The sequence below is a fragment of the Streptomyces sp. NPDC037288 genome (genome assembly GCF_055603265.1).
On sequence record NZ_JBVJVY010000003.1, the window covers coordinates 199,427 to 222,004 of the forward strand.

Below are 22,578 nucleotides of genomic sequence, written 5' to 3' on the forward strand. Positions count from 1 at the left end.
CGTTGCCGCTTCCTCCGTCGCGGTCAGGGCCCAGGCATGTTGCGCCCCGGAGCCCATGCCGCCGGCGGGGCGAGCGATGGGCCCTGGGGACTTCGAGTGGCTGCGCGCAGAGGCGGGGTCAGCCGGTGAGTACGCCGAACTCGGCTCCGGGCCAGCGGACCTGGGGGTCGACCGGGGGCTTCACCACGCGGGTGGGTGTGGTTCCGGCGATCTTGCCGTCCTTCGTTCCGACCGACCAGACCTCCGACGTGTTCGCCCGGACCGGCAGGGCGATCTCGGGCTGCCCGTCGCCGTTCAGGTCTGTGGTCCTGAGCAGGTGGGGGATGCGGTAGACGCCTGCGGGGCGGGGCAGACCGGCCGTGTCGTAGCCGTAGAACGCGGCACCGGTGCCGGTCACCCCCTTGGTTGAGCCCTTGAGGACGTACATTCCGCCCCCGCTGATGTAGCAGTGTTCGCAGGTGGCGTGCCGCTCGCCGGGAGCGCCGACGATCAGGTCGGCGTAGCCGTCCCGGTTGAGGTCGCCCGCGGTGACGTCGGCGCCGAAGTTGTCCCCCGCCTCCATGCCGCCCGGGATGCCGGCGCTGTCCTCGGTGAACACCTTGGTGGCGCGGTTCTCGTCCACGCCGCCGGAGGCGCCGTAGCTGATCTGGACCCGGCCCGCGCGGCGCTCGGAGTCCGTCTCGTAGGCCGAGTCGCCCACCGCGACGTCGCCGTGTCCGTCCTTGTCGAAGTCGGCGATCACGACGCTGTCGCCGCCCCGGACGGTGGCCGGGGTCTGACGCAGCCCGGACGCACCGCCGAGCAGCACCCGGCCCCGCCTGCGGTTCTCGCCGAGCACCACGAGGTCGTCGGTGGCGCCCTTGTTGATCCGGCCCACGGCCAGCCGCTGCTGGGCGTCCGTGTAGGTGAACGCGGCGCCCACGTCCACCGGCTGGACCGAGGCAGGCGAGCCGTCCGCCTTGAAGGGCCCCCGGTACAGGCGGAGCGCCATGGTGTAGCCGACGATCAGGTCGGTCTTCCCGTCTCCGGTGAAGTCGCCGGCCTTCAGCACCGTGCCGAAACCGGGTCCGGCCTCACTGCCGGACACCCGGACGCCGCCCTTGAGACCGGTGGGGCTGCCCCAGAGCAGGGTGACCTCGTCGAGGCCGCCGGAGCGCGAGGCGACCGCGAGGTCCGCGTAGCCGTCGGCGTTGAAGTCGCCGTTGGCGAGCGTCCGGCCGAACCGCTGGTCCTGCCCCGCATCGCCCGGCACGCCGGGGCTGTTCTGGGTGACGGCCTTCAGGCCGGTCTGCTGGGCGCCGTACTTCGAGCCGTACGAGACGGTGACGTAGCCCGCGTTCACGGCCTGGACGGGGTTCCCGTCCGGACCGGGGACGTTCACCGCGCCGTCCGGTGCGCCGATGGCGAGGTCGTGGTACCCGTCACCGTTGAAGTCGTCGGTGTACCGGGTGGGCGCGGGTCCCGTGGTGGTGGCGGCCTGGCCCTGGGTAGCTGTGGAGACGAGCAGGGCCCCGGTGAGAGCCGTGGTCGTCGTGGCCGCTGCGGCGATCACGACTGCGTGACGGATGCGGCTGCGCACGTCCGTTCCCCCCATAAAGAACTCGATGTGCAAGATCTCGATCGATTGCACCTCCAAGACCCCCGAGGGGCGCGAACGGTTGTGCGGATCTCTGCATCCCGCTTCCCCGCGTACGACACCGGCGCACGCGGCGGGCGCCGCACAGGGGGTGTGCGGCGCCCGGTGCCGTGTCTCAGGTCGTCGGGGCCAGGTCCGCTCGGCCGAAGAGCAGGGCGTAGCCCGGGGGGAGTTGGGTCAAAAGGCGGGTGGTCAGGGGGGTGCCCACCCGGTTCGCCAGGACACTCAGGACCGAGCTGACGTCCCAGCGGGCCGTTGCCGGGGTCGCGCCCTCGATGCGGGTGGCTACCGAGTCGACGAACTCCCGGGCGGTGAGGGGGTGCGTCGCGGGGATCTGGGAAGCGATCACTCGGGCCGCCTCCCGGGGGAGGGCGTGGGCGAGGGCCACGCGTTCGTCGCCGGTCACGTGGGCGCCCAGGGCCGAGAGGACCGTGCGGGTCACGTGTTCCGCCTCCGCCCTCGTCGTGTACTGGCCCGCCTCCCGTACCGCCTCCGTCAGTTCCTCCCAGCGTGCGGTGTCGGCAGCAGGGTCACGGGGGAGGGGGGATGCGGCGGGGATGGTCGTTCTGGGCGGCGGGGGCGTCGTCACGGTCATCGTGCTGGCTCCTTCTCCGGGACACAGGTGGTCACTTCGACGGTTCGGGGTACCGGGGCAGTGCCCCGGTACCCCGTAATGCGAGCGGCATGGGCTGGAGTTCGGCCAATGTGTCGCTCGGGGCGGGTGGTGTCGGTCGTCGCCGACGTCTGGAGGCCGCCCGCCGGCGGACCTGCGGTCAGCCGCTGAGCTGCTTGCGGTCGCCGGTGTCGCCGCCGGTGATCTGGATGCGGCGTGGCTTGGCCTGTTCGGCCACCGGGATACGCAGGGTCAGGACGCCGGCCTCGTACGACGCGTCGATGCGGTCCGTGTCGAGGGTGTCGCCGAGGAACAGCTGGCGGCTGAAGGTGCCCGTGGGGCGCTCCGCCACGAGCAGCTCCGCGTCCTCGGGGGCCGGACTGCGGCGCTCGGCGCGGACGTTGAGGACGTTGCGCTCGACGTCCAGTTCGATCGTCTCGGGGTCGATGCCGGGCAGGTCGAAGTGGACGAGGAAGTCGTCCCCTGCCCGGTAGGCGTCCATCGGCATCGCGGCCGGGCGCGTCGCGTCTCCGAAGAGCTGTCGCGTGAGGCGGTCGAAATCACGGAAGGGGTCCGTGCGCATGAGCATCACAGGTCACTCCTCTCTTCAGGGTTCGGATGCGATGCCCTACGGCTTCTTATATAACTCTCCGCCTCAAACTTGACAAGCCTGGACTCAAGTTAAGGGAGTCCGGGCGCATGCGCGTTAGCCTCGGCCCGAGACATCAGGCAAACCCGAGATACAAGGCAGGAACCGAGCAGGAGGAGGCAGTCATGGCCGGGGTTCCCAGTGCGGTCGTCGCCGGTGCCGGACTCGTCGGCGGGTACGGCGTCGCCCGGTGGACCAAGAAGCGGCAGCTCGGCGGGGCCGTGCTGGCCGTCGCTGGGGCTGCCGCCGCTCAGCAGTGGCGCAAGCGGGCCGGCGGGAAGGCCGCTGGTGCGCTGACCGCCGCCTATGTCGCCGCGTTCGCCGGGTCCCACCCGCTGGCGAAGAAGGTCGGCGCCTGGCCGTCCGTCCTCGGCGTCGCCGGCGCCGTCGCCCTCGTCTCCTGGGCCGTCGCCGACCGCAAGGCCTAGAGACGCCGGCCGCAGGGCCCAGGGACATGGGCACCGCCGATACCGGCCCGGCTACGGCACCCCCGTCCGGAACGCCCTCCGGCACGCCTGCGGGCTCGTCCCCACCCCCCTCCGGAACCGTTCCCGGAAGGCCGCCGGTGAGCCGGAACCCGTCTGGACGGCGAGGCGTTCCACGGGGTGCGCCGTGGTCTCCGGCAGGTGCCGGGCCCGCCGTACCCGCGCCCGGTGCAGCCACTGCAGCGGCGTGGTGCCGGTCTGCTCGCGGAAGCGGCGGTTGAGGGTGCGGGTACTCATGCCCGCCTGCGCCGCGATCTCGTCGAGCGTGTCGTGCTCACCGCGCCGGCGCTGCCCGACCAGAGCGCGCTGCTGGAGGGCCGCAGCACGGATCCCGCACGGCTGGTCATGGCCACCGGTGTCTTCAACCTGCTGTGGGCCACCGTGACCGTCCTGGTGATCGTGTGGCCCGGCTCCACCACCGGCGCCTGACACCCGTTACGGCGTGCTCGGCGCCGACGGTGCCTGTGTACCCCGCGTCGCCGCCCTGGCCCGGCCCGCCACCGCCGTCAGCGGGCGGGCGATGTCCTCCAGGGAGCGGCGTTCGGCCCGTACGGCCAGGAAGGCGGCGACCAGGCCCGCCGCGCACATCAGGGCCGCGCCGATGGAGAACGCCAGGACCGTGTCGCCGGTCTTGCCGGTGCCGGTGAGGTCGGCGAAGAGCAGCGGGCCGCTGATGCCGCCGGCCGCGGTGCCGAGGGCGTAGAAGAAGGCGATGGACATCGCCCTCGTCTCCATCGGGAAGATCTCCGAGACGGTGAGGTAGGCGCTGGAGGCACCCGCCGAGGCGAAGAACAGCACCACGCACCAGCAGGCCGTCAGCGTGCCCGCGTCCAGCGCGCCCCGGCCGAACAGCCACGCCGTGCCGAACAGCAGCAGGCCCGAGAGCAGGTACGTCGAGGAGATCATCACCCGGCGCCCCACCGTGTCGAACAGCTTGCCCAGCAGCAGCGGACCGCAGAAGTTGCCGACGGCGATCACCGCGAAGTAGTAGCCGGTGCGGTCGGAGGGCACGTCGAAGAACCTGGTCAGGATGGCACCGAAGCCGAAGGTGATCGCGTTGTACAGGAACGCCTGGCCGATGAAGAGGGAGAAACCCAGCACCGCTCGCCTGCGGTACTGCCCGAAGACCGTGCGGGCGATCTCCAGGAACGTCACGCTCCTGCGCTGGTGGATCTCCAGCTCACCGTGCGGCTCGGGCAGTGTGACGCCCTTCTCCCGCTCCACCCGTCGCTCGACGCCCGAGACGATCTCCTCCGCCTCCCCGTCCCTGCCGTGGATCAGCAGCCAGCGCGGGCTCTCCGGGACGTGACGCCGTACCAGGAGGATGACCAGGGCGAGTACGGCGCCGAGGGCGAATGTCAGCCGCCAGCCGACGTTCCGGGCCAGCAGGTCGGTGTCGAGCGCGACGATCGACAGCAGCGAGCCGCCGACCGCGCCGAGCCAGAAGCTGCCGTTGATGACCAGGTCGACCCGGCCGCGGTAGTGCGCCGGGATCAGCTCGTCGATCGCGGAGTTGATCGCCGCGTACTCGCCGCCGATGCCGAAGCCGGTCAGGAAGCGGAAGAGGAAGAACCACCAGGCTTCCCAGGAGACCGCCGTCAGGGCCGTCGCCGCCAGGTACACCGCCAGCGTGATCATGAAGAGCTTCTTGCGGCCGAAGCGGTCGGTCAGCCGGCCCCAGAAGAGCGCGCCCGAGCAGGCACCCGCCACATACAGCGCGGCGGCCACACCGGTGATCTGGCCCGAGGTGATCGACACACCGCTGCCGGGCTCGGCCAGCCGGCCGGCGATGTTGCCGACGACCGTGACCTCCAGGCCGTCCAGGATCCAGACGGTGCCCAGGCCGATCACGATCGTCCAGTGCCAGCGGGACCAGGGCAGGCGGTCCAGCCGGGCGGGGATGTCGGTGGTGATGGTCCGGCCGGTCTGCGGCGACGGTGCCTCGGCTGCGGCGCTCATGGGCTCCCTCCTCGTCGAAGGACCCCCTGACCAGAGGGGGACACAGCAGGACGGGTGCCCGCACCCTGCGGAATCAGTCGGTACCGGCTGCGGGCTCAGGCGCCCAGCGTCCGCGTCACCGCGTAGATCAGCAGCCCCGCCAGCGACCCCACCACCGTGCCGTTGATCCGGATGAACTGCAGGTCGCGGCCGATGTGCGCCTCGATCTTCCGGGTGGTGTGTTCGGCGTCCCAGCCCGCCACGGTGTCCGTGATCAGCGAGGTGATCTCCGCGCGGTACGTCGTCACCACGTGCACCGCCGCCCCCTCGACCCACCTGTCGACCTTCTCCTGCACCTTCGGCTCGGTCGCCATCCGCGCACCCAGCGACAGCAGTGCCGCCCGCACCCGCATCCGCAGCTCACTGCGCTCGTCCTCGGCCGCCGCCACGATCATGGACCGTACGGCCGTCCAGACGGACGCGATCAGATCCTGCACCTCGCCCCGGCCCAGCACCTCGCCCTTGAGCCGCTCCACCCGCGCCCGGGTGTCCGTGTCGGACTGCAGGTCGGAGGCGAAGTCGGTGAGGAAACGGTCGAGCGCGCCGCGCGCCGGATGGGAGGGCATGTCCCGCATCTCGGTCACGAACCGCAGCAGCTCCTTGTAGACCCGCTCGCCGACCCTGCGGTCCACGAACCGCGGCGTCCAGCCGGGCGCGCCGCCCTCCACGGCCACCATCACATCGTCCCGGTGCAGCACCAGCCAGTCGTGCGCACGGCCCACCACCAGGTCCACCACCCGCCGGTGCCCGCCGTCGGCGACGATCCGCTCCAGCGTCTTGCCGATACCCGGCGCGATCTCCTGCGCGTTCGCCCGCCGGGTGATCGCCTCACCGACGACCGCCTGCACATCCGAGTCCCTGAGGACCGTCAGCGCACCCCGCAGCGCCGTGGCCAGCTCCGCCGTCACCCGGTCCGCGTGCTCCGGCTCGGCCAGCCACGCCCCGAGCCGGCTGCCGATGCCCACCGCGCGCAGCCGCTGCCGTACGACGTCCCCGGAGAGGAAGTTCTCGCCGACGAACTCGCCCAGCGAGACGCCCAGCTGGTCCTTCTTGGTCGGGATGATCGCGGTGTGCGGGATGGGCAGCCCCAGCGGGTGGCGGAAGAGCGCGGTGACCGCGAACCAGTCGGCCAGCGCGCCCACCATGCCGGCCTCGGCGGCGGCGGCCACATACTCCGCCCAGGGGCCCGCGCCCTCGTGCGCGGCGACCTTGGCCAGGACGTAGACCACCGCCACGAACAGCAGCATGGCCGTCGCCGTCAGCTTCATCCGCCGCACCCCGCGCCGACGCTCCTCGTCGGCCGGGGTGAAGGCCGTCATGGTCTTGTACGACACACCCCGCGCCGGCGCCGTTCCGGTCTCCGTAGGTCCCATCAGCTCCACCCGTCAGCTCCACCGGTCGGTGATCCCGCACACAATTGTCCCTTCCTGACCGACTCCCGGAACGGAACAGGAGTTCCCGGCGTCTGTCTGAGCGGGGGTTTAGGCAGGGCCCTGACAGCTCTGCCCGGCCCATGACGCATCATGGGCTCATCAAGATCGGAGCCCCGCGCTCCCATCCCGAGGAGAACAACACAAGCGTGACCAAGCGTCATGGTTATGCGGTACTGAGTGCGCTCGTCGCGCTCGTCCTGGCCGTCTCCGCCGCCATCTACCTCACCGTGGCGGCCGACGACGGCACCCCGCGCGGCCCTCTCGCCGACGACCGCCCCCACCACGGTTCCTCCGTCGCCCCCGCCTCCACCGGCACCTGGGTCGGCGCCTGGGCCACCGCCCCGGTCGGCGGCGAGCCCGGCACCGAGACCGCGGGCCTCGCGGGCCACTCGGTGCGCAACGTCGTCCACGCGAGCACCGGCGGTACGAGTGCCCGGATCACCCTGTCCAACCTCTACGGCCAGGCCCCGCTGACCCTCACCCACGCCTCGATCGCACTCTCCGCGGGCGACGCCACCGCCGCGGCCGACCCGGACTCGATGCGCCGCCTCACCTTCGACGGCGCCACCGGTGTCGTCATACCCGCCGGCGGACAGATCGTCAGCGACGCCGTACGCCTCACCGTCCCGCACGACAGCGACGTCCTGGTCACCACCTACTCCCCCACCCCGTCCGGACCGGTCACCTACCACCCGCACGCACGGCAGATCTCCTACGTCGCCGACGGCGACCGCACCGAGGACTCGACCGGCACCCCGTACACCGAACAGACGCCGTACTGGCGCTACCTGACCAGTCTGGACGTCCTCAGCAACGAGGCCGACGGCACGGTCGTCGTCTTCGGTGACTCCATCACCGACGGCATCACCTCCACCACCGGCGCCAACCACCGCTGGCCGGACATCCTCGCGGCCCGGCTGCGCACCGCGCTCGAGGGCGGGCGGCACCTGCCGCGCTACAGCGTGGTGAACGAGGGCATCAGCGGCAACCAGGTCCTGGCCGACGGCCTCGGCCGCCCTGCCGAGAACCAGGCCGGCCTCGACCGCTTCGGCCGCGACGCGCTCTCCCACCCGGGCGTCAAGGTCGCCGTCATCGACCTGGGCATCAACGACATCCTGCGCAACCCGAAACTCGCCGACCCGAACCGCATCCTCACCGGCCTGCGCACCCTGGTCCGCCAGGCCCACGCCCGCGGCCTGAAGGTCGTCGGCGCCACACTGATGCCCTTCGGCGGCCACCGCGGCTACACCCCGGCCCGCGAGGCGGTACGCCAGCAGATCAACGCGGAGATCCGGGCCGGCGGGGTGTACGACGCCGTCGTCGACTTCGACAAGGCGCTGCGCGACCCCTACGCCCCCCACCGCCTGCGCCCCGACTACGACTCCGGCGACCACCTGCACCCCAGCGACCTGGGCTTCAGCAGGATGGCCGCGATCTTCGACCTGAACACACTCGACGGCGCCGGCCAGGCGGAGCTGTGACCGCGGGCGAGGAATACTGGCGGGCATGACCCGCTTGATCCTCGCCACCCGCAACGCCGGAAAGATCACCGAGCTGAGGGCCATCCTGGCCGAAGCAGGCCTGCCGCACGAACTCGTCGGTGCGGATGCCTACCCGGACGTCCCCGACGTGAAGGAGACGGGCGTCACCTTCGCCGAGAACGCCCTGCTCAAGGCACACGCCCTCGCCCAGGCCACCGGTCTGCCCGCCGTCGCCGACGACTCGGGCCTCTGCGTCGACGTCCTGAACGGCGCCCCCGGCATCTTCTCCGCCCGCTGGTCCGGCCGCCACGGCGACGACAGGGCCAACCTGGAGCTTCTCCTGGCCCAGCTCGCCGACATCACGGACGAACACCGGGGCGCCCACTTCGCCTGCGCCGCCGCCCTGGCCCTGCCGGACGGCACGGAGCGGGTGGTCGAGGGCCGCCTCCGGGGCGCCCTACGGCACGCCCCGTCCGGCACGAACGGCTTCGGCTACGACCCGATCCTCCAGCCGGAGGGCGAGACGCGCACGTGTGCCGAGCTGAGCCCCGCGGAGAAGAACGCGATCAGCCACCGGGGGAAGGCGTTCCGGGCGCTGGTGCCGGTGGTGCGGGAGCTGCTCGCCTGAAGGCACGAAAACGGCCTACGAGTCGCGCTTGCGATTCGCAGGCCGTTCGGGTGCGGCGGAAGGGATTCGAACCCTCAAGCCCGGTCAGGGGCCACAGGACCTAAACCTGCTGCGTCGCCGTTGCGCCACCGCCGCGGGTCGCCTGTCATCGTACCGGGAGTGGTCCGTCGTCTTCTGCCTCCCCTGCACCAGGTGCTGGTGATCGCATGGCAATCGGGGCAGGACAGCCGGTGCGAGCCGCCAGCGGCGAACAGGGGCCTCAGATACCCAGATCCTTGATGATCTTCGCCACGTGGCCGGTGGCGCGGACGTTGTACAGGGCGCGTTCGACCCTGCCCTCCTCGTCCACGATGACCGTGGAGCGGATGACGCCCATGTAGGTCTTGCCGTAGTTCTTCTTCTCGCCGTACGCGCCGTAGGCCTCGGTGACCTTCTTCTCCGGGTCGGCCAGCAGCGTGACCTTGAGGGACTCCTTCTCGCGGAACGTGGCCAGCTTCTCCGGCTTGTCGGGCGAGATGCCGATGACGTCGTAGCCGGCGCCGGCCAGGACCTCCAGGTTGTCCGTGAAGTCGCAGGCCTGCTTGGTGCAGCCGGGGGTCAGGGCGGCCGGGTAGAAGTAGACGATGACCTTGCGGCCCTTGTGGGACGCGAGGGATACGTCGTTGCCGTCGGCATCCGGGAGGGTGAAGGCGGGGGCCACGTCCCCCGGCTGGAGTCGCTCGCTCATCGGGCAAGGGTAACCGGGGGGCCTTGCGGTGCGCGGGGAGCAGAAGCTGACAGACTGTTCGGGACAGCATCAGAAGACTTCGGAGGCCGTACGGTGGCGGACACGTCGGACACCAGAACCCCGGCGCAGATCGAGGCGGACATCAAGCGCCGCCGTGAAGTGCTGGCCGAGACGCTCGACGAGATCGGGGTGCGGGTGCATCCGAAGACGATCGTCGGGGATGCGAAGGCGAAGGTCGTGGCCAACCTCGATCACACCGTTGGGCGGGCTTACGTCCAGGTCAATCGCGTGGTGAGCGAGGTGCGGGCGCAGTTCGTCGACACGGAGGGCGGGCTGCGGCTGGAGCGGGTCGTGCCGGTCGCGCTGCTGGCCGTCGGCGTCGTCGGGCTGCTCACGGTGGGCTCGCGGCGGCGCAAGGGCTGACCCGGGCGCGTACGAGCAGGGCGAGGACAGGTAGGTTCGAGGCGTGAGCGCCAACAGAAACCAGCACAGCACCCCTCATCACGACAAGCTCCCGATCCGGATGCTGCACGACCGGGTTCTGGTCAAGCAGGAGACCGGTGAGGGCGAGCGGCGGTCGGGTGGCGGCATTCTGATTCCCGCCACCGCGGCGGTCGGACGGCGGCTGGCCTGGGCCGAGGTCGTCGCGGTCGGGCAGAACGTACGGACCGTGGAGCCGGGTGACCGGGTCCTGTTCGATCCGGAGGACCGGGCCGAGGTCGAGGTGCGGGGGGTGGCGTACGTGCTCATGCGCGAGCGGGATCTGCACGCCGTGGCCGCGGACCGCTTCGAGGGGTCGGAGGACTCCACGGGTCTGTACCTGTAACCGGGTCCCACGGTAACCCGGCGGCACAAAGGGGCCGGTGACGATGGTCACCGGCCCCTTTGTGCTGTTCTTGCTGGGTTCTGTTGGTCGTCGCCGGTCTGCTGGAAGTGGGCTGGTCGATCGGGATGAAGTACACCGAGGGCTTCACCCGGCTGGTGCCCAGTGTGTGCACCGGCGCCGGGATCGTCGTGGTGGGGATGAAGGCGACCAGCGGTCACTGGGAGCGGTCGGACGTCAGGTGACGGGGCCGCCCCCGGGGCCGGCGGCCGTGCCGGTCGTACCGCCGCCGTCCGTGCCGCCGCCCGCGTCCGTACCGCCCGCGGCGGTGTCACCGCCCGTGGCGTCGCCACCGGTGGTGTCACCGCCCGTGGCGTCGCCACCGGTGGTGTCACCGCCGGTGGTGGGGGTACCGGTGGTGGTGCCGCCGGTGGTGTCACCGCCCGTGGTGTCGCCGCCGGTGGTCGCACCGCCGGTGGTGGGGGTACCGGTGGCGGTGCCGCCGCCGGTCGGGCTCGCGGTCGCACCGCCGTTGCCCTGGCCGCCGCCGGTGGTCGCACCGCCGTTGTCCTGGTTGCCGGTGGTGCCCGGCTGGGGGGAGGAACCGGTGCTGGGCGGCTGGGGCTGGTCGGCGCCCTGCTGCAGCTGCAGGTCGAAGTCGCTCGCCGGGGTGCCCTTGAGAGCCGTGCGCGTGTACTGGGCCCAGATCTGGGTGGGCGGGCCGCCGCCGTTCATACGGGGCTGGCCGAGGGTGCCGTACAGCGGCATGTGCTTGGCGGTCACCGGGTCCTGGCCCATGACGGAGACGACCGTGGCCAGGTCGGGGGTGTAGCCCGCGAACCAGGCGGCGGTGTCGTTCTCGGCGGTGCCGGTCTTGCCGGCCGCCGGGCGCCCCGCGTCCTGCGCGGCGAGGGCGGTGCCGTTGTCGACGACGCTCTGCAGGACCGACGTGGTGGTGTCGGCGGCCTCCCGGCTGACGGCCTGCTTGACCGGCTGGTCGGGCAGCGACACGTCCTTGGTGCCGTCCTTGGTGATCTTCTCGATCAGGGTGTACGTGCCGTGCTTGCCGTGGTTGGCGATCGTCGCGTACGCCTCCGTCATGTCCAGGACACTGGCGGTGGCGGTGCCGAGCGCCATCGACGGGGACGGGTACAGGTCCGGGGTGTCGGCCGGGATACCGAGGTCGATCGCGGTCTGCTTGACCTTGGACGGGCCGACGTCGGCGGCCATCTGGGCGTAGACGGAGTTCACGGACAGGTCCGTCGCCTTGGTCACGGTGATCGGGCCGTACGACTTCTGGTCCTCGTTCTCCGGGTTGTAGGGCGTGCCGCTCCAGCCCTCGACGAGCCGCTTGTTGGTGCCGTCGTACATGGTGTTCGGGGTGATGGTGCGGCCGTCCTGGGTGGTCGAGCCGTTCTGCACCGCCGAGGTGAACACCAGGGGCTTGAAGGTGGAGCCGACCTGGAAGTCACCGCGGGTCGCGCCGTTGGTGTACTGCTTCACGTAGTCGATGCCGCCGTACATGGCGACGACCTTGCCGGTCTTGGGGTCGATGGAGGCGCCGCCCGCGCGGACGTACTTGTCCCTCGGGTTGTTCTTCTTGTCCAGCTTGGACATCAGCTGGTCGTCCACCGCCTTGACGAAGGCGTCCTGCTTGTTCTTCTGGATGGTGGTGGTGATGCGGTAGCCGCCGGCGGCGAGCTGGTCGGCGTCGAGGATGTTGTTCGCGGCCAGGTAGTGCTTGATCGCGTCCACCAGGTAACCGCGCTGGCCGGACAGGCCGGTGGAGACCGTCTGTTCCTTCGGCATGGGGAACTTCATGCCGGCGCGCTCGGACTCGCTGAGCCAGCCCTTCTTGACCATGCCGTCCAGGACGTAGTTCCAGCGGGCGACGGCTGCGGCCTTGTTCTCCGGGTGGGCGACGACGTCGTACTCGCTGGGCGCGTTGACGAGCGCGGCGAGGTAGGCGGCGCGGGCCGGGTCGAGGTCCCTGGCGTCGGCGCCGAAGTAGGCCTGGGCGGCGGCCTGGATGCCGTAGGCACCGCGGCCGAAGTAGCTGGTGTTGAGGTAGCCCTCCAGGATCTGGTCCTTGGACTTGGTGCGGTCCAGCTTGATCGAGATGAAGAACTCCCTGGCCTTGCGGGTGAGCGTCTGCTCCTGGGCCAGGTAGTAGTTCTTCACGTACTGCTGGGTGATCGTGGAGCCGGACTGCTTGCCCTTGCCGGTGGCGGTGTTCCAGGCGGCGCGGAGCATGGCCTTGGGGTCGACGGCGGACTCGGTGTAGAAGTCGCGGTCCTCGGCGGCCAGTACGGCGTGCTGGGCGTCCTTGGAGACCTCGGCGAGGCCGACGTTCTCGCGGTTGACCTGGCTGTCGCGTGTGTCGCGGGCGATCTGGGAGCCGTCGGCGTAGAAGTAGACGTTGGCCTGCTTGGTGGCGAGGGCGTTGGCGGGCGGGATCTTCACGAGGGAGTAGCCGAGGAAGAAGAGCCCGACGAGGAGAAGGATGCCGATGACGAAGGTGCCGAGCACCATGCGCCAGGTGGGGATGATCCGCCGCCACCCGGTCCGCTTGGGTCGCTTGGGCTTCTTCCCCTTGCCCTTGCCGTCGCCTCCGGCGGGCTGACCGTCACCGGGGGTGGCGGCGAGGGCGGTGGTGTCCTGGCCTGGGGCGGTGCCGGCTTTGGCGCCGGTGGTGTTCCCGCCGGTGGTCGGCTGGGGGCCGGCGCGGCGGTCGCGGGCGGCCGCTCCGGCCGCGCCGAGCGCGCCTGCGGGGCCGGCCTGGGCTGCTTGGCCTGCGGCGCCCGCGGCACCGGCCGCGGCGGCGCCGGCCGCTCCGGCCGCCTGGGCGGCACGGTTCGTACGAGGGGTGCGGCCGGTGGCGCCGGGGCCGGTGGCCCGGGTCGTAGGGCCGGCAGGGTTCGGCTCTCCGGCCGGGGAGGCGGCCGCCGGCTTGGCGGGGTCACCCGGCTCGGCCGCTCGGGGCACGCCGACGCGCCGGAGGACCTGGGTGGTCTCGGGCGCCCGCGTCTCACCGGCGCCCTGAGCCGCACCGGCCTCCTTGCCGGACTGGTCGTCCTGGGAGCCTCGGGGCGCCGTGACCCGCCGGAGCACCTGGGTGCTCTCGGCCGGCTGTGCCGAGTCACCACGCCGCCGGGCGGACACGTCGGACGCCTGCGAGGCCTGCGCCCCCGTGGCCCCACCGGACTCCGCGCCCTCACCGGCCACCGAGCCCCCGCGAGCCGCCGGCCCCGTGCCGGAGCCGGAACCCCGGGGGGCCCCCGACGCACCACCAGCAGCCCCACCGCCGCGAGCCGCCGGACCCCCCTGGGAGCCCGAGCCCCCGCGAGCGGCCGGACCTGTGCCCGATGCCGGACCCGAGCCGTCGCGAGCCGTCGGCACACCACCAGCAGCCTCACCGGAAGCCGCGCCGCCGCGAGCCACCGGACCGCCCTCGGCGCCCGACCCCCCGCGAGCCGCCGGACGCCTGCCCGAAGCCGAAGCCGAACCCGCACGTGCCGCCGGACCGTCGCCGGACTCCGCGCCCTCACCGGCCACCGAGCCCCCGCGAGCCACCGGACCGCCCTCGGCGCCCGAGCCCCCGCGAGCGGCCGGACCTGTGCCCGATGCCGGACCCGAGCCGTCGCGAGCCGTCGGCACACCACCAGCAGCCTCACCGGAAGCCGTGTCGCCGCCCTGCGCGGGCGTCGCCCGGTCCGTGCGGCTGCCTCGGGCCGCCTGGCGGGCCCGGGCCATGGAGGCGGTCCGGTCCTGGGCCGGACGGTCCGCCGGAGCCGGGCGGTCCTGGGTCGGCGTACCGTCACCCGTCCGGCCCAGCCCGGGCTGCCGGGCCCGGCCGCGCTGCTCCGCCCGCCCGGCCCCCTGCGCCCGGTTGCCGGTGGCCTCCTCGGGGTCCGCCGGGGCGGTGGTCTCATGGGGTGGTGTCGGCTTGCCGGTCCCCGTGACCCTGTCGGCGGCCGGCGCGTCGCGGCCCCCGGGGTCACCGGGCCCTTCAGCCGGCAGCGGCTTCTTCGGCGGCACGCCTTCGTTCGGCTGCTGCGGCTGCGGCTCGTCGCTCATGTCGTGCACGGACTCCTGTTTCGCGTCGTACGTTCCCGTACGTCTCGTACGCTTCTGCGCCCCCGGTTGGAAGACTCTCGCACCTGGCGTTCCGTTCCCGGATCCCGGCACGCTTCGGGCACGAATATTGCGTGGCCGGCGTCCGGGCCCCTGGACTAGGCTCCTGCGCTTCGGTGTCGAGCGGTCCCAGGAGGTGGACTGGCGTGGGCGCGGGACGGTTGTACGTGGCCGTCGCGGCGGGGGGATTCAGACGGTACGCGACGTATCGGGCCGCCACTGCGGCAGGGGTGTTCACCAACACCGTCTTCGGGCTGATCCTTGTCTCCACCTATCGCGCGCTGTGGGACGAGCGGCCGCACCTGGGCGGGTGGGACCAGGCGCAGGTCGTGACGTACGTGTGGCTGGGGCAGGCGTTGCTCGCGGCGCTCGCGATCGGGGGCGGCGGCGTCGAGAACGAGTTGATGGAACGCATCCGTACGGGGGACGTGGCGATCGACCTGTACCGGCCCGCCGACCTGCAACTGTGGTGGCTGGCCACGGATCTGGGCCGGGCGTGCTTCCAGTTGCTGGGGCGGGGGCTCGTTCCCTTCGTCTTCGGCGCCCTGTGCTTCCCGGTGTACCTGCCGACGGACGTGGGCACCTGGGCCGCCTTCCTGGTCGCCGTGCTGCTGGCGATGCTCGTCGGGTTCGGCATCCGGTACCTGGTGGCGCTCAGCGCGTTCTGGCTGCTGGACGGCCAGGGTGTGACGCAGATGTCCTGGCTCGCCGGGTTCTTCTGCTCGGGCATGCTGCTGCCGCTGAACGTCTTCCCGGGGGCGCTCGGCGAGGTCGTACGGGTTCTGCCGTGGTCCTCGCTGCTCCAGGCGCCGGCGCAGATCCTGCTCGGGCACGGGGACCCGCTGGGTACGTATCTGTTCCAGGGGGCGTGGGCGGTGGTGCTGCTGGGTGCCGGGCGGCTGGTGCAGTCGGCGGCGACGCGGCGGGTGGTGGTCCAGGGTGGGTGAGACCGGCACCGGCCGGGTGCGGGAGGGGCTGCGGGCCTATCTGATGATCGCCGGGATGTGGATCAGGTCCACCATGGCCTACCGCGCCTCCTTCGCGATGACCACGTTCGGGAACTTCTCGGCGACCTTCTTCGACTTCGTCGCGATCCTGCTGATGTTCTCGCGGGTGGACGCTCTCGGCGGCTGGTCGCTGCCCGAGGTGGCGTTCCTGTACGGCCTGTCCGGTACGGCCTTCGGGCTGGCCGATCTGGTGATCGGGTCGATGGAGCGGCTGGGGCGGCGGGTGCGCGACGGCACGCTGGACACGCTGCTGGTGCGCCCGGCGCCGGTGCTGGCGCAGGTGGCGGCCGACCAGTTCGCGCTGCGGCGGCTGGGCCGGGTGACGCAGGGCCTGCTGGTGCTGGGATGGGCCCTCGTCCGGCTGGATGTCGACTGGACGCCGCTGAAGCTGCTGCTGATGCCGGTGATGGTGGTGAGCGGCTGCGGGATCTTCTGCGCGGTGTTCGTGGCGGGGGCGGCCTTCCAGTTCCTGGCACAGGACGCCTCGGAGGTGCAGAACGCCTTCACCTACGGCGGTACGACGCTGCTGCAGTATCCGCCGACGGTGTTCGCGAAGGACCTGGTGCGCGGCGTGACGTTCGTACTGCCGCTGGCCTTCGTCAACTGGCTGCCCGCGGCCTATGTGCTGGGGCGGCCGTATCCGCTGCGGCTGCCGCAGTGGACGGCGTTCACACCGCCGCTGGTGGCGGTGGCGTGTGGTGCGCTGGCGGGGCTGGCCTGGCGGGCGGGACTTCGTTCGTACCGGAGCACAGGGAGCTAGCGTGAGCGATTTCATCGCCCTCGAGAAGGTCGAGAAGGTCTTCGAGGTCCGCAAGAAGACCGGGTTCCTGAAACGGGAGCGGCGCGAGGTACGGGCGGTCGACTCGATCTCGTTCACCGTGGCGCGCGGGGAGATGGTCGGGTACATCGGGCCGAACGGCGCCGGGAAGTCGACGACGATCAAGATGCTGACCGGCATCCTGACGCCGAGCGCGGGACGGCTGCGGGTGGCGGGCATCGACCCGTCGAGCGAGCGCAGGCGGCTGGCGCACCGGATCGGGGTGGTGTTCGGTCAGCGTACGACCCTGTGGTGGGACCTGCCGCTGATCGACTCCTACCGGCTGGCGCACCGCATGTACCGGATCCCGGACGCCCGTTACCGGGAGAACCTGGACCGGTTGGTGGAACTCCTGGACCTGGGGGTCCTGTTGGACGTGCCGGTACGGCAGCTCTCGCTCGGGCAGCGGATGCGCGGGGACATCGCGGCGGCGCTGCTGCACGACCCGGAGGTGCTGTACCTGGACGAGCCGACGATCGGCCTGGACGTCGTGTCGAAGGCCAGGGTCCGGGAGTTCCTGCGGGAGTCGAACGCCGAGCGGGGCACGACGGTGCTGCTGACCACGCACGACCTGCAGGACATCGAGCAGTTGTGCTCGCGGGTGATGGTGATCGACCACGGGCGGCTGATGTACGACGGTCCGCTCGCGGGGCTGCACGAGGCCGGGGAGAGCGAGCGGACGCTGGTGGTGGACCTGGAGCGGGAGCTGCCGCCGGTTCGGGTGCCGTCGGCGCGGGTGGTGCGGGTCGAGGGGCCGCGGCAGTGGCTGGCGTTCCCGGCGGGGCAGTCGGCGGCGCCGCTCGTCGCGCATCTGGCGGCGGAGTATCCGCTGGTGGACCTGTCGGTGCGGGAGCCGGACATCGAGGCGGTCATCGCGAAGATGTACGCGGAGAAGGCGGTCTCGTAGGCTTCTGTCATGACCGACGACGCAAGTCCGGACCTCCGGGCGTCCGACAGCGACCGTGACCGGGTCGCGGAGGTCCTGCGGGACGCTCTGGCCGAGGGCCGGCTCGACATGGCGGAGTTCGAGGATCGGCTGGAGGCGGCGTACAAGGCGCGTACCTACGGCGAGCTGGCGCCGCTCACCCGCGACCTGCCGGCGGCCGGCGCGGTGACGCCCATGCCCGTGTCGTTGACCAAGGAGCCCGCGGAGGGCGGGAGTTGGGCGTCGCGGATCGTCGGGGGCGCGGGTTCCTCGGCGGGCGCGGTCGCCATCATGTCGGGGTTCCAGCGCAAGGGCCGCTGGACGGTGCCGAAGCTGTTCAACTGCTTCGCGTTCTGGGGCGGCGGCGAGATCGACCTGCGGGAGGCGAACTTCGCGGACCGCGAGGTCCAGATCAACTGCGTGGCGATCATGGGCGGCGTCCAGGTCACCGTGGAGCCGGGGGTCGAGGTCGTCGTCCGCGGCATCGGCGTCATGGGCGGCTTCGACCACCCGAGGGAGGACGGCCCGCCGGAGCCGGGCGCTCCGCGCGTGATCATCGGCGGGTTCGCCTTCTGGGGCGGGGTCGGTGTGGAGCGCAAGGTCACGCGGGCCGAGCAGAAACGCCTGAAGGAACAGCGCCGTCAGGACAGGCTGGAGCGCCGCGAGGAGCGGGAGCTGCGTCGGGGGCGCTGAGCGGCGTCGTCCACTGCGGGTGCACGGTGGTTGCCCGCGCCCCTTCGGGGCGTTACTTCGTGCACACCTTGGTCAGTTCGCCGGCCGCGTCCGTGACCGGGCCCACGTCCGGTGTCTTGTCGCCGTTCCTGATGGCGGTCCGCACGTTGCCCACCGCCCTGTTCACGTCGTCCACCGCCTTGTTGAGGTCGGCGTTGTCCGTCCTGTCGCCGATCTTCTTCAGATTCTTCTCGATGGCGTCGAGGGAGGCGTCGGCCCGGCCGGGATCGTTGGCGGCGTTCTCCACGGCCTGCTGCAGGTCGGTGACGCTGTCGGCTATGGAGTCGGCGGTCTGTACGCAGTCCAGTGCCTTGTCGACGGCGTCGCAGCCGGTGGTGAGACCGGCCGTGAGCGCGGCGAGCGCCACGGCGGCGACGGCGGTGAGACGGCGTCGGCTGACGGCCATGGTGGTGTTCCCCTCCCCTGGTAAGGCTGTCCGTAGCTAGGACGACGGGGAGGGCGCGCGGGTTGCCCGCGCGCACCCGTTTCGTTGGTCTGCCCTTTACTTCCGTCCGTGTTCCGCCCTTGTTCCGCCCTCAGTTTCCGAGCGTGGCCTCGAGAGCCGCACGCTGGTGGGCGGCGAGTTCGGCGCAGCCGGTGACGGCGAGGTCGAGCAGGGCGTTGAGTTCCTCGCGGGCGAACGGCTCGGCCTCGGCGGTGCCCTGGACCTCGACGAAGCGGCCGTCGCCGGTGCAGACGACGTTCATGTCGGTGTCGGCGCGCACGTCCTCCTCGTAGCAGAGGTCGAGCAGTGGAACGCCGCCGACGATGCCCACGGAGACCGCGCTCACGGTGCCGGTGAGCGGCTGCCGGCCGGCCTTGATCAGCTTCTTGCCCTGTGCCCAGGCGACGGCGTCGGCCAGCGCCACATACGCGCCGGTGATCGCCGCCGTACGCGTGCCGCCGTCGGCCTGGAGGACGTCGCAGTCGAGGACGACGGTGTTCTCGCCGAGCGCCTTGTAGTCGATGACGGCGCGCAGGGAGCGGCCGATGAGCCGGGAGATCTCGTGGGTACGGCCGCCGATCCTGCCCTTGACGGACTCGCGGTCGCCGCGGGTGTTGGTGGCGCGGGGCAGCATGGCGTACTCCGCGGTGACCCAGCCCTCACCGCTGCCCTTGCGCCAGCGCGGGACGCCTTCGGTCACGGAGGCGGTGCAGAACACCTTGGTGTCGCCGAAGGAGACGAGGACGGAGCCCTCGGCGTGCTTGCTCCATCCCCGCTGGATGGTGACCGGGCGGAGCTGTTCGGGGGTACGGCCGTCGATACGAGACATGCCGTCGAGCCTAGCCGTACCTGCGAAAGGGGCTCCTCCCGCGTCGGGAAGAGCCCCTTTCAGGTGAACCCTTCGGCTCACATCATGTCTTCGATCTCCGCGGCGATCGGGTCGGCGTCGGTGCCGATGACGACCTGGATGGCGGTGCCCATCTTGACGACGCCGTGGGCGCCGGCGGCCTTCAGGGCGGCCTCGTCGACCAGGGAGGCGTTGGACACCTCGGTGCGCAGCCGGGTGATGCAGCCCTCGATCTCCTCGATGTTGTCGATGCCGCCGAGGGCGGCGACGATCTTCTCAGCCTTGCTGGCCATGTTCCCTCTCCCTGATCCGAACCGCTTTGTCGCAGTAACCCACAGTTGGCCCATCTTCGCGAGCGGTCATGCCGTACGTGCCGAATGATGGCGATCACGACAGCGGAACCGTCCGCGAACTGGTCTACACCACACGGGGGACGGTCGCCAAACCGTGCCCGAGTCGAGTGGCCGGGAGGACGCCATGAGCGCGGAGAGCGCCAGCAACCGGCAGGACACGGTGGGCCCCGCACGCGAACGCTGGAACCGGCTGTTCCAGGGCCTGCAGAAGATGGGCCGCAGCCTGCAGCTGCCGATCGCGGTCCTGCCGGCCGCGGGCATCCTCAACCGGCTGGGCCAGCCGGACGTGTTCGGGGACCAGGGCCTGGGCTGGACGGACGTGTCCAAGGTGATGAAGGGCGCGGGCGGCGCGCTGCTCGACGGCTCTCTCGGCCTGCCCCTGCTGTTCTGCGTCGGCGTCGCGATCGGCATGGCGAGGAAGGCGGACGGCTCGACCGCGCTCGCCGCGGTCGCGGGCTTCCTCGTCTACTACGGCGTCCTGCACCAGTTCCCCGAGCGGTGCCCGGGCGGTTCCAAGGCGCTGCCGGACATCGGCTGCCAGGTCGTTGTCGGGGCGGGGGCCGCCCCGGTGACGCCGTTCACCTTCCAGAACCCCGGTGTCTTCGGCGGCATCACCATGGGCCTGCTGGCGGCCTTCTTCTGGGCCCGCTTCCACCGCACCCGGCTGGTGGACTGGCTGGGCTTCTTCAACGGCCGCCGGCTCGTCCCGATCATCATGGCGTTCGTCGCCATCGCCTTCGCGGCGCTGTGCCTGTGGATCTGGCCGCCGATCGGCGACGCCCTGGAGAGCTTCAGCCACTGGCTGCGGGACGCGGGCTCCTGGGGCGCCGGCATCTTCGGGGTCGCCAACCGCGCCCTGCTCGTCATCGGCCTGCACCAGTTCCTGAACGTGCCCATCTGGTTCCAGTTCGGCACCTACACGCCGCCGGGCGGCAAGCCGGTGCACGGCGACATCAACATGTTCCTCGCGGGCGATCCGCACGCGGGCCAGTTCACCTCGGGGTTCTTCCCGATCATGATGTTCGCGCTGCCGGCGGCGGCACTGGCCATGACCCACTGCGCGAAGCCGCACCGCCGCAAGGAGGTCGGCGGCCTGATGCTGTCGGTGGCGCTGACGTCGTTCGTGACCGGCATCACCGAGCCGATCGAGTACTCGTTCATGTTCATCGCCCCCCTGCTGTACGCCGTCCACGCCGTGCTCACCGGCGTCTCGATGGCGGTGACCTGGGCGCTCGGGGTGCACGACGGCTTCAGCTTCTCGGCCGGCCTGATCGACTACGTGATCAACTGGAACCTGGCGACGAGACCGTGGGCGATCGTCCCGATCGGTCTGTGCTTCGCGGTCGTGTACTACGCCGTCTTCCGGTTCGCGATCACCAGGTTCGACCTGAGGACTCCGGGCCGCGAGCCGGAGGAGGACGTCGAGGACACCACCAAGGCGTGACCTCTTATCACACCGGCACGCCGCGTAGCGTGCCGGTAGCGGATTTCGTTGTTCCTTATCCCGCCTTCATCGTGCTACAACAGGTCTACACCACTGAGTGGTGTAGACCACCACCGATGGAGGCAACCAACCATGAGCACCGCCACCGCCACGGCGGCTCCCGCGAAGAAGCGGGGATCCGGCCTGTTCCAGGGCCTGCAGAAGGTCGGCCGCAGCCTGCAGCTCCCGATCGCCGTGCTGCCGGCGGCGGGCATCCTGCTGCGTCTCGGTCAGGACGACGTGTTCGGCAAGGACGGCCTCGGCTGGAACAAGGTCGCGGCCGTGTTCGCCACCGCCGGCGACGCCGTCTTCAGCAACCTGCCGCTGCTGTTCTGCGTGGGCATCGCCATCGGCTTCGCCAAGAAGGCCGACGGCTCCACGGCGCTGGCGGCGCTGGTCGGCTTCCTGGTGTACAAGAACGTGCTGACCGCGTTCCCGATCACCGAGGCCAGGATAACCAAGGGCGCGGACATCCCCGCCACTTACAACGACCCCAAGGTGCTCGGCGGCATCGTCATGGGCCTCATCGCCGCCGTCGTCTGGCAGCGCTTCCACCGCACCAAGCTGCCGGACTGGCTGGGCTTCTTCAACGGCCGCCGGCTGGTCCCCATCCTGATGGCCTTCATCGGCACCGGCATCGGTGTGCTCTTCGGCCTGATCTGGGAGCCCATCGGCAACGTCATCACCGACTTCGGCAAGTGGATGACCGGCCTCGGCGCGGTCGGCGCGGGCCTGTTCGGCCTCATCAACCGCGGTCTGCTGCCCATCGGCATGCACCAGTTCGTGAACACGGTGGCCTGGCAGGAGATCGGCAGCTACAAGGACTCCGCCGGCGCCTTGTGGCACGGTGACCTGCCCCGCTTCTTCCACGGCGACCCGACCGCCGGCCAGTTCATGACCGGCTTCTTCCCGATCATGATGTTCGCCCTCCCGGCCGCCGCCCTGGCGATCACCCACTGTGCCCGCCCGGAGCGCCGCAAGGCCGTCGGCGGCATGATGCTGTCCCTCGCCCTGACCTCGTTCGTCACCGGTATCACCGAACCGATCGAGTTCGCGTTCATGTTCATCGCCCCGCTGCTCTACGCGATCCACGCGGTCCTCACCGCGGTGTCGATGGCGGTGACCTGGTCGCTGGGCGTGCACCACGGCTTCAGCTTCTCGGCCGGCGCGATCGACTACGTCCTCAACTGGGGTCTGGCGACCAGGCCCTGGATGATCATCCCCATCGGTCTGGTCTTCGCGGTGATCTACTACGTGGTCTTCCGCTTCGCGATCATCAGGTTCAACCTCCCGACCCCGGGCCGCGAGCCCGAGGAGGAGATCGAGGACCTCACGAAGGCGTGAGGCCGGCCGCGACGGCAT

Annotated in this window: 22 protein-coding genes, 1 tRNA gene and 2 pseudogenes; 13 read left to right on the forward strand and 12 right to left on the reverse strand. The window is 71.2% G+C overall.

All coding sequences use genetic code 11. The features are described 5' to 3' along the window. Positions 1-118: 118 nt before the first annotated feature. From ACZ7GZ_RS05025 to ACZ7GZ_RS05035, 3 genes are all read right to left on the reverse strand, one after another. The gene (locus ACZ7GZ_RS05025; protein WP_471021039.1) at positions 119-1,579 is read right to left on the reverse strand and encodes an FG-GAP-like repeat-containing protein; all 1,461 of its coding nucleotides are present in this window, start codon (positions 1,577-1,579) and stop codon (positions 119-121) included. Between the two features lie 172 nt (positions 1,580-1,751). Continuing rightward, positions 1,752-2,231, reverse strand: coding sequence for a DUF2267 domain-containing protein (locus ACZ7GZ_RS05030; RefSeq protein ID WP_471021041.1), 480 nt, complete (start codon positions 2,229-2,231; stop codon positions 1,752-1,754). 178 nt (positions 2,232-2,409) lie between these two features. Further along, positions 2,410-2,838 carry an Hsp20/alpha crystallin family protein gene (locus ACZ7GZ_RS05035; protein ID WP_471021042.1) on the reverse strand — a complete coding sequence of 143 codons (429 nt, stop codon included), beginning with the start codon at positions 2,836-2,838 and terminating at the stop codon, positions 2,410-2,412. Between the two features lie 185 nt (positions 2,839-3,023). Here ACZ7GZ_RS05035 and ACZ7GZ_RS05040 point away from each other — a divergent pair, with 185 nt between their 5' ends. Beyond that, positions 3,024-3,326, forward strand: a complete 303-nt coding sequence (locus ACZ7GZ_RS05040; RefSeq protein ID WP_471021043.1) for a hypothetical protein — start codon at positions 3,024-3,026, stop codon at positions 3,324-3,326. Positions 3,327-3,377: 51 nt separating this feature from the next. Here ACZ7GZ_RS05040 and ACZ7GZ_RS05045 read toward each other — a convergent pair. After that, positions 3,378-3,650 (reverse strand): annotated as a pseudogene (locus tag ACZ7GZ_RS05045) (helix-turn-helix domain-containing protein); the annotation flags it as partial. Between the two features lie 3 nt (positions 3,651-3,653). On the opposite strand from ACZ7GZ_RS05045, the gene ACZ7GZ_RS05050 reads away from it, so the two are divergent. After that, positions 3,654-3,812 carry a hypothetical protein gene (locus ACZ7GZ_RS05050; protein WP_471021258.1) on the forward strand — a complete coding sequence of 53 codons (159 nt, stop codon included), beginning with the start codon at positions 3,654-3,656 and terminating at the stop codon, positions 3,810-3,812. A 6-nt stretch (positions 3,813-3,818) separates the two neighbouring features. On the opposite strand, the gene ACZ7GZ_RS05055 is transcribed toward ACZ7GZ_RS05050, so the two are convergent. Continuing rightward, positions 3,819-5,342 carry an MFS transporter gene (locus ACZ7GZ_RS05055; RefSeq protein WP_471021045.1) on the reverse strand — a complete coding sequence of 508 codons (1,524 nt, stop codon included), beginning with the start codon at positions 5,340-5,342 and terminating at the stop codon, positions 3,819-3,821. A gap of 95 nt (positions 5,343-5,437) precedes the next feature. Then, positions 5,438-6,754: a DUF445 domain-containing protein gene (locus tag ACZ7GZ_RS05060; protein WP_471021046.1), complete on the reverse strand. Its 1,317-nt coding sequence runs from the start codon at positions 6,752-6,754 to the stop codon at positions 5,438-5,440. A 206-nt stretch (positions 6,755-6,960) separates the two neighbouring features. Here ACZ7GZ_RS05060 and ACZ7GZ_RS05065 point away from each other — a divergent pair, with 206 nt between their 5' ends. Beyond that, positions 6,961-8,295 (forward strand): SGNH/GDSL hydrolase family protein, encoded by a 1,335-nt coding sequence (locus ACZ7GZ_RS05065; RefSeq protein ID WP_471021048.1) that lies wholly within the window; start codon positions 6,961-6,963, stop codon positions 8,293-8,295. 25 nt (positions 8,296-8,320) lie between these two features. Continuing rightward, positions 8,321-8,923: an RdgB/HAM1 family non-canonical purine NTP pyrophosphatase gene (rdgB, locus tag ACZ7GZ_RS05070; RefSeq protein WP_471021050.1), complete on the forward strand. Its 603-nt coding sequence runs from the start codon at positions 8,321-8,323 to the stop codon at positions 8,921-8,923. Between the two features lie 51 nt (positions 8,924-8,974). Here the strand turns inward: rdgB and ACZ7GZ_RS05075 are convergent. Both ACZ7GZ_RS05075 and bcp read right to left on the reverse strand, forming a co-directional pair. Continuing rightward, positions 8,975-9,058, reverse strand: a tRNA-Leu gene (locus ACZ7GZ_RS05075). Positions 9,059-9,182: 124 nt separating this feature from the next. After that, on the reverse strand, positions 9,183-9,650 hold the full coding sequence (bcp, locus tag ACZ7GZ_RS05080) for a thioredoxin-dependent thiol peroxidase (RefSeq protein WP_471021052.1): 468 nt from the start codon (positions 9,648-9,650) through the stop codon (positions 9,183-9,185). A 93-nt stretch (positions 9,651-9,743) separates the two neighbouring features. Between bcp and ACZ7GZ_RS05085 the strand changes: the two genes are divergently transcribed. The 3 genes and pseudogenes from ACZ7GZ_RS05085 to ACZ7GZ_RS05095 all read left to right on the forward strand — a co-directional run. Next, positions 9,744-10,073, forward strand: a complete 330-nt coding sequence (locus ACZ7GZ_RS05085) for a DUF3618 domain-containing protein (protein WP_471021053.1) — start codon at positions 9,744-9,746, stop codon at positions 10,071-10,073. 43 nt (positions 10,074-10,116) lie between these two features. After that, entirely contained in the window at positions 10,117-10,476 is a 360-nt protein-coding gene (locus ACZ7GZ_RS05090; protein WP_031159553.1) for a GroES family chaperonin, read from the forward strand. Between the two features lie 59 nt (positions 10,477-10,535). Continuing rightward, positions 10,536-10,664 (forward strand): annotated as a pseudogene (locus tag ACZ7GZ_RS05095) (SMR family transporter); the annotation flags it as partial. A gap of 46 nt (positions 10,665-10,710) precedes the next feature. Here ACZ7GZ_RS05095 and ACZ7GZ_RS05100 read toward each other — a convergent pair. Then, complete coding sequence (locus ACZ7GZ_RS05100; protein WP_471021245.1) at positions 10,711-13,584, reverse strand: transglycosylase domain-containing protein; 2,874 nt, start codon at positions 13,582-13,584, stop codon at positions 10,711-10,713. Between the two features lie 1,169 nt (positions 13,585-14,753). Between ACZ7GZ_RS05100 and ACZ7GZ_RS05105 the strand changes: the two genes are divergently transcribed. From ACZ7GZ_RS05105 to ACZ7GZ_RS05120, 4 genes are read left to right on the forward strand one after another with little or no spacing between them, the layout of a single operon-like run. Next, positions 14,754-15,554 (forward strand): ABC transporter permease, encoded by an 801-nt coding sequence (locus ACZ7GZ_RS05105; protein ID WP_471021055.1) that lies wholly within the window; start codon positions 14,754-14,756, stop codon positions 15,552-15,554. Positions 15,555-15,597: 43 nt separating this feature from the next. Next, positions 15,598-16,374: an ABC transporter permease gene (locus ACZ7GZ_RS05110; RefSeq protein WP_471021247.1), complete on the forward strand. Its 777-nt coding sequence runs from the start codon at positions 15,598-15,600 to the stop codon at positions 16,372-16,374. Between the two features lies 1 nt (position 16,375). Next, a complete protein-coding gene (locus ACZ7GZ_RS05115; protein ID WP_471021057.1) occupies positions 16,376-17,338 on the forward strand; it encodes an ABC transporter ATP-binding protein in 963 nt (320 codons plus the stop codon). 9 nt (positions 17,339-17,347) lie between these two features. Beyond that, on the forward strand, positions 17,348-18,049 hold the full coding sequence (locus tag ACZ7GZ_RS05120; RefSeq protein ID WP_471021059.1) for a DUF1707 SHOCT-like domain-containing protein: 702 nt from the start codon (positions 17,348-17,350) through the stop codon (positions 18,047-18,049). A gap of 52 nt (positions 18,050-18,101) precedes the next feature. On the opposite strand, the gene ACZ7GZ_RS05125 is transcribed toward ACZ7GZ_RS05120, so the two are convergent. The 3 genes from ACZ7GZ_RS05125 to ACZ7GZ_RS05135 all read right to left on the reverse strand — a co-directional run bounded on the left by ACZ7GZ_RS05125 (position 18,102) and on the right by ACZ7GZ_RS05135 (position 19,673). Further along, positions 18,102-18,494, reverse strand: coding sequence for a hypothetical protein (locus ACZ7GZ_RS05125; RefSeq protein WP_471021061.1), 393 nt, complete (start codon positions 18,492-18,494; stop codon positions 18,102-18,104). 130 nt (positions 18,495-18,624) lie between these two features. Beyond that, the gene (rph, locus tag ACZ7GZ_RS05130) at positions 18,625-19,362 is read right to left on the reverse strand and encodes a ribonuclease PH (protein WP_471021064.1); all 738 of its coding nucleotides are present in this window, start codon (positions 19,360-19,362) and stop codon (positions 18,625-18,627) included. Positions 19,363-19,439: 77 nt separating this feature from the next. Next, complete coding sequence (locus ACZ7GZ_RS05135) at positions 19,440-19,673, reverse strand: PTS sugar transporter subunit IIB (protein WP_471021067.1); 234 nt, start codon at positions 19,671-19,673, stop codon at positions 19,440-19,442. A 184-nt stretch (positions 19,674-19,857) separates the two neighbouring features. Here ACZ7GZ_RS05135 and ACZ7GZ_RS05140 point away from each other — a divergent pair, with 184 nt between their 5' ends. Both ACZ7GZ_RS05140 and ACZ7GZ_RS05145 read left to right on the forward strand, forming a co-directional pair. Further along, positions 19,858-21,177: a PTS transporter subunit EIIC gene (locus tag ACZ7GZ_RS05140; protein ID WP_471021068.1), complete on the forward strand. Its 1,320-nt coding sequence runs from the start codon at positions 19,858-19,860 to the stop codon at positions 21,175-21,177. Between the two features lie 132 nt (positions 21,178-21,309). Further along, positions 21,310-22,560 (forward strand): PTS transporter subunit EIIC, encoded by a 1,251-nt coding sequence (locus tag ACZ7GZ_RS05145; RefSeq protein WP_471021075.1) that lies wholly within the window; start codon positions 21,310-21,312, stop codon positions 22,558-22,560. Positions 22,561-22,578: the final 18 nt, after the last annotated feature.

What these genes read in the sequence shown, in the direction of transcription:
- ACZ7GZ_RS05030 (WP_471021041.1), bottom strand. Translation starts at nt 2,231, where the DNA reads ATGACCGTGACGACGCCCCCGCCGCCCAGAACGACCATCCCCGCCGCA.
- ACZ7GZ_RS05035 (WP_471021042.1), bottom strand. Translation starts at nt 2,838, where the DNA reads ATGCTCATGCGCACGGACCCCTTCCGTGATTTCGACCGCCTCACGCGA.
- ACZ7GZ_RS05040 (WP_471021043.1), top strand. Translation starts at nt 3,024, where the DNA reads ATGGCCGGGGTTCCCAGTGCGGTCGTCGCCGGTGCCGGACTCGTCGGC.
- ACZ7GZ_RS05055 (WP_471021045.1), bottom strand. Translation starts at nt 5,342, where the DNA reads ATGAGCGCCGCAGCCGAGGCACCGTCGCCGCAGACCGGCCGGACCATC.
- ACZ7GZ_RS05060 (WP_471021046.1), bottom strand. Translation starts at nt 6,754, where the DNA reads ATGGGACCTACGGAGACCGGAACGGCGCCGGCGCGGGGTGTGTCGTAC.
- rdgB (WP_471021050.1), top strand. Translation starts at nt 8,321, where the DNA reads ATGACCCGCTTGATCCTCGCCACCCGCAACGCCGGAAAGATCACCGAG.
- bcp (WP_471021052.1), bottom strand. Translation starts at nt 9,650, where the DNA reads ATGAGCGAGCGACTCCAGCCGGGGGACGTGGCCCCCGCCTTCACCCTC.
- ACZ7GZ_RS05110 (WP_471021247.1), top strand. Translation starts at nt 15,598, where the DNA reads ATGATCGCCGGGATGTGGATCAGGTCCACCATGGCCTACCGCGCCTCC.
- ACZ7GZ_RS05120 (WP_471021059.1), top strand. Translation starts at nt 17,348, where the DNA reads ATGACCGACGACGCAAGTCCGGACCTCCGGGCGTCCGACAGCGACCGT.
- ACZ7GZ_RS05125 (WP_471021061.1), bottom strand. Translation starts at nt 18,494, where the DNA reads ATGGCCGTCAGCCGACGCCGTCTCACCGCCGTCGCCGCCGTGGCGCTC.
- rph (WP_471021064.1), bottom strand. Translation starts at nt 19,362, where the DNA reads ATGTCTCGTATCGACGGCCGTACCCCCGAACAGCTCCGCCCGGTCACC.
- ACZ7GZ_RS05135 (WP_471021067.1), bottom strand. Translation starts at nt 19,673, where the DNA reads ATGGCCAGCAAGGCTGAGAAGATCGTCGCCGCCCTCGGCGGCATCGAC.
- ACZ7GZ_RS05140 (WP_471021068.1), top strand. Translation starts at nt 19,858, where the DNA reads ATGAGCGCGGAGAGCGCCAGCAACCGGCAGGACACGGTGGGCCCCGCA.
- ACZ7GZ_RS05145 (WP_471021075.1), top strand. Translation starts at nt 21,310, where the DNA reads ATGAGCACCGCCACCGCCACGGCGGCTCCCGCGAAGAAGCGGGGATCC.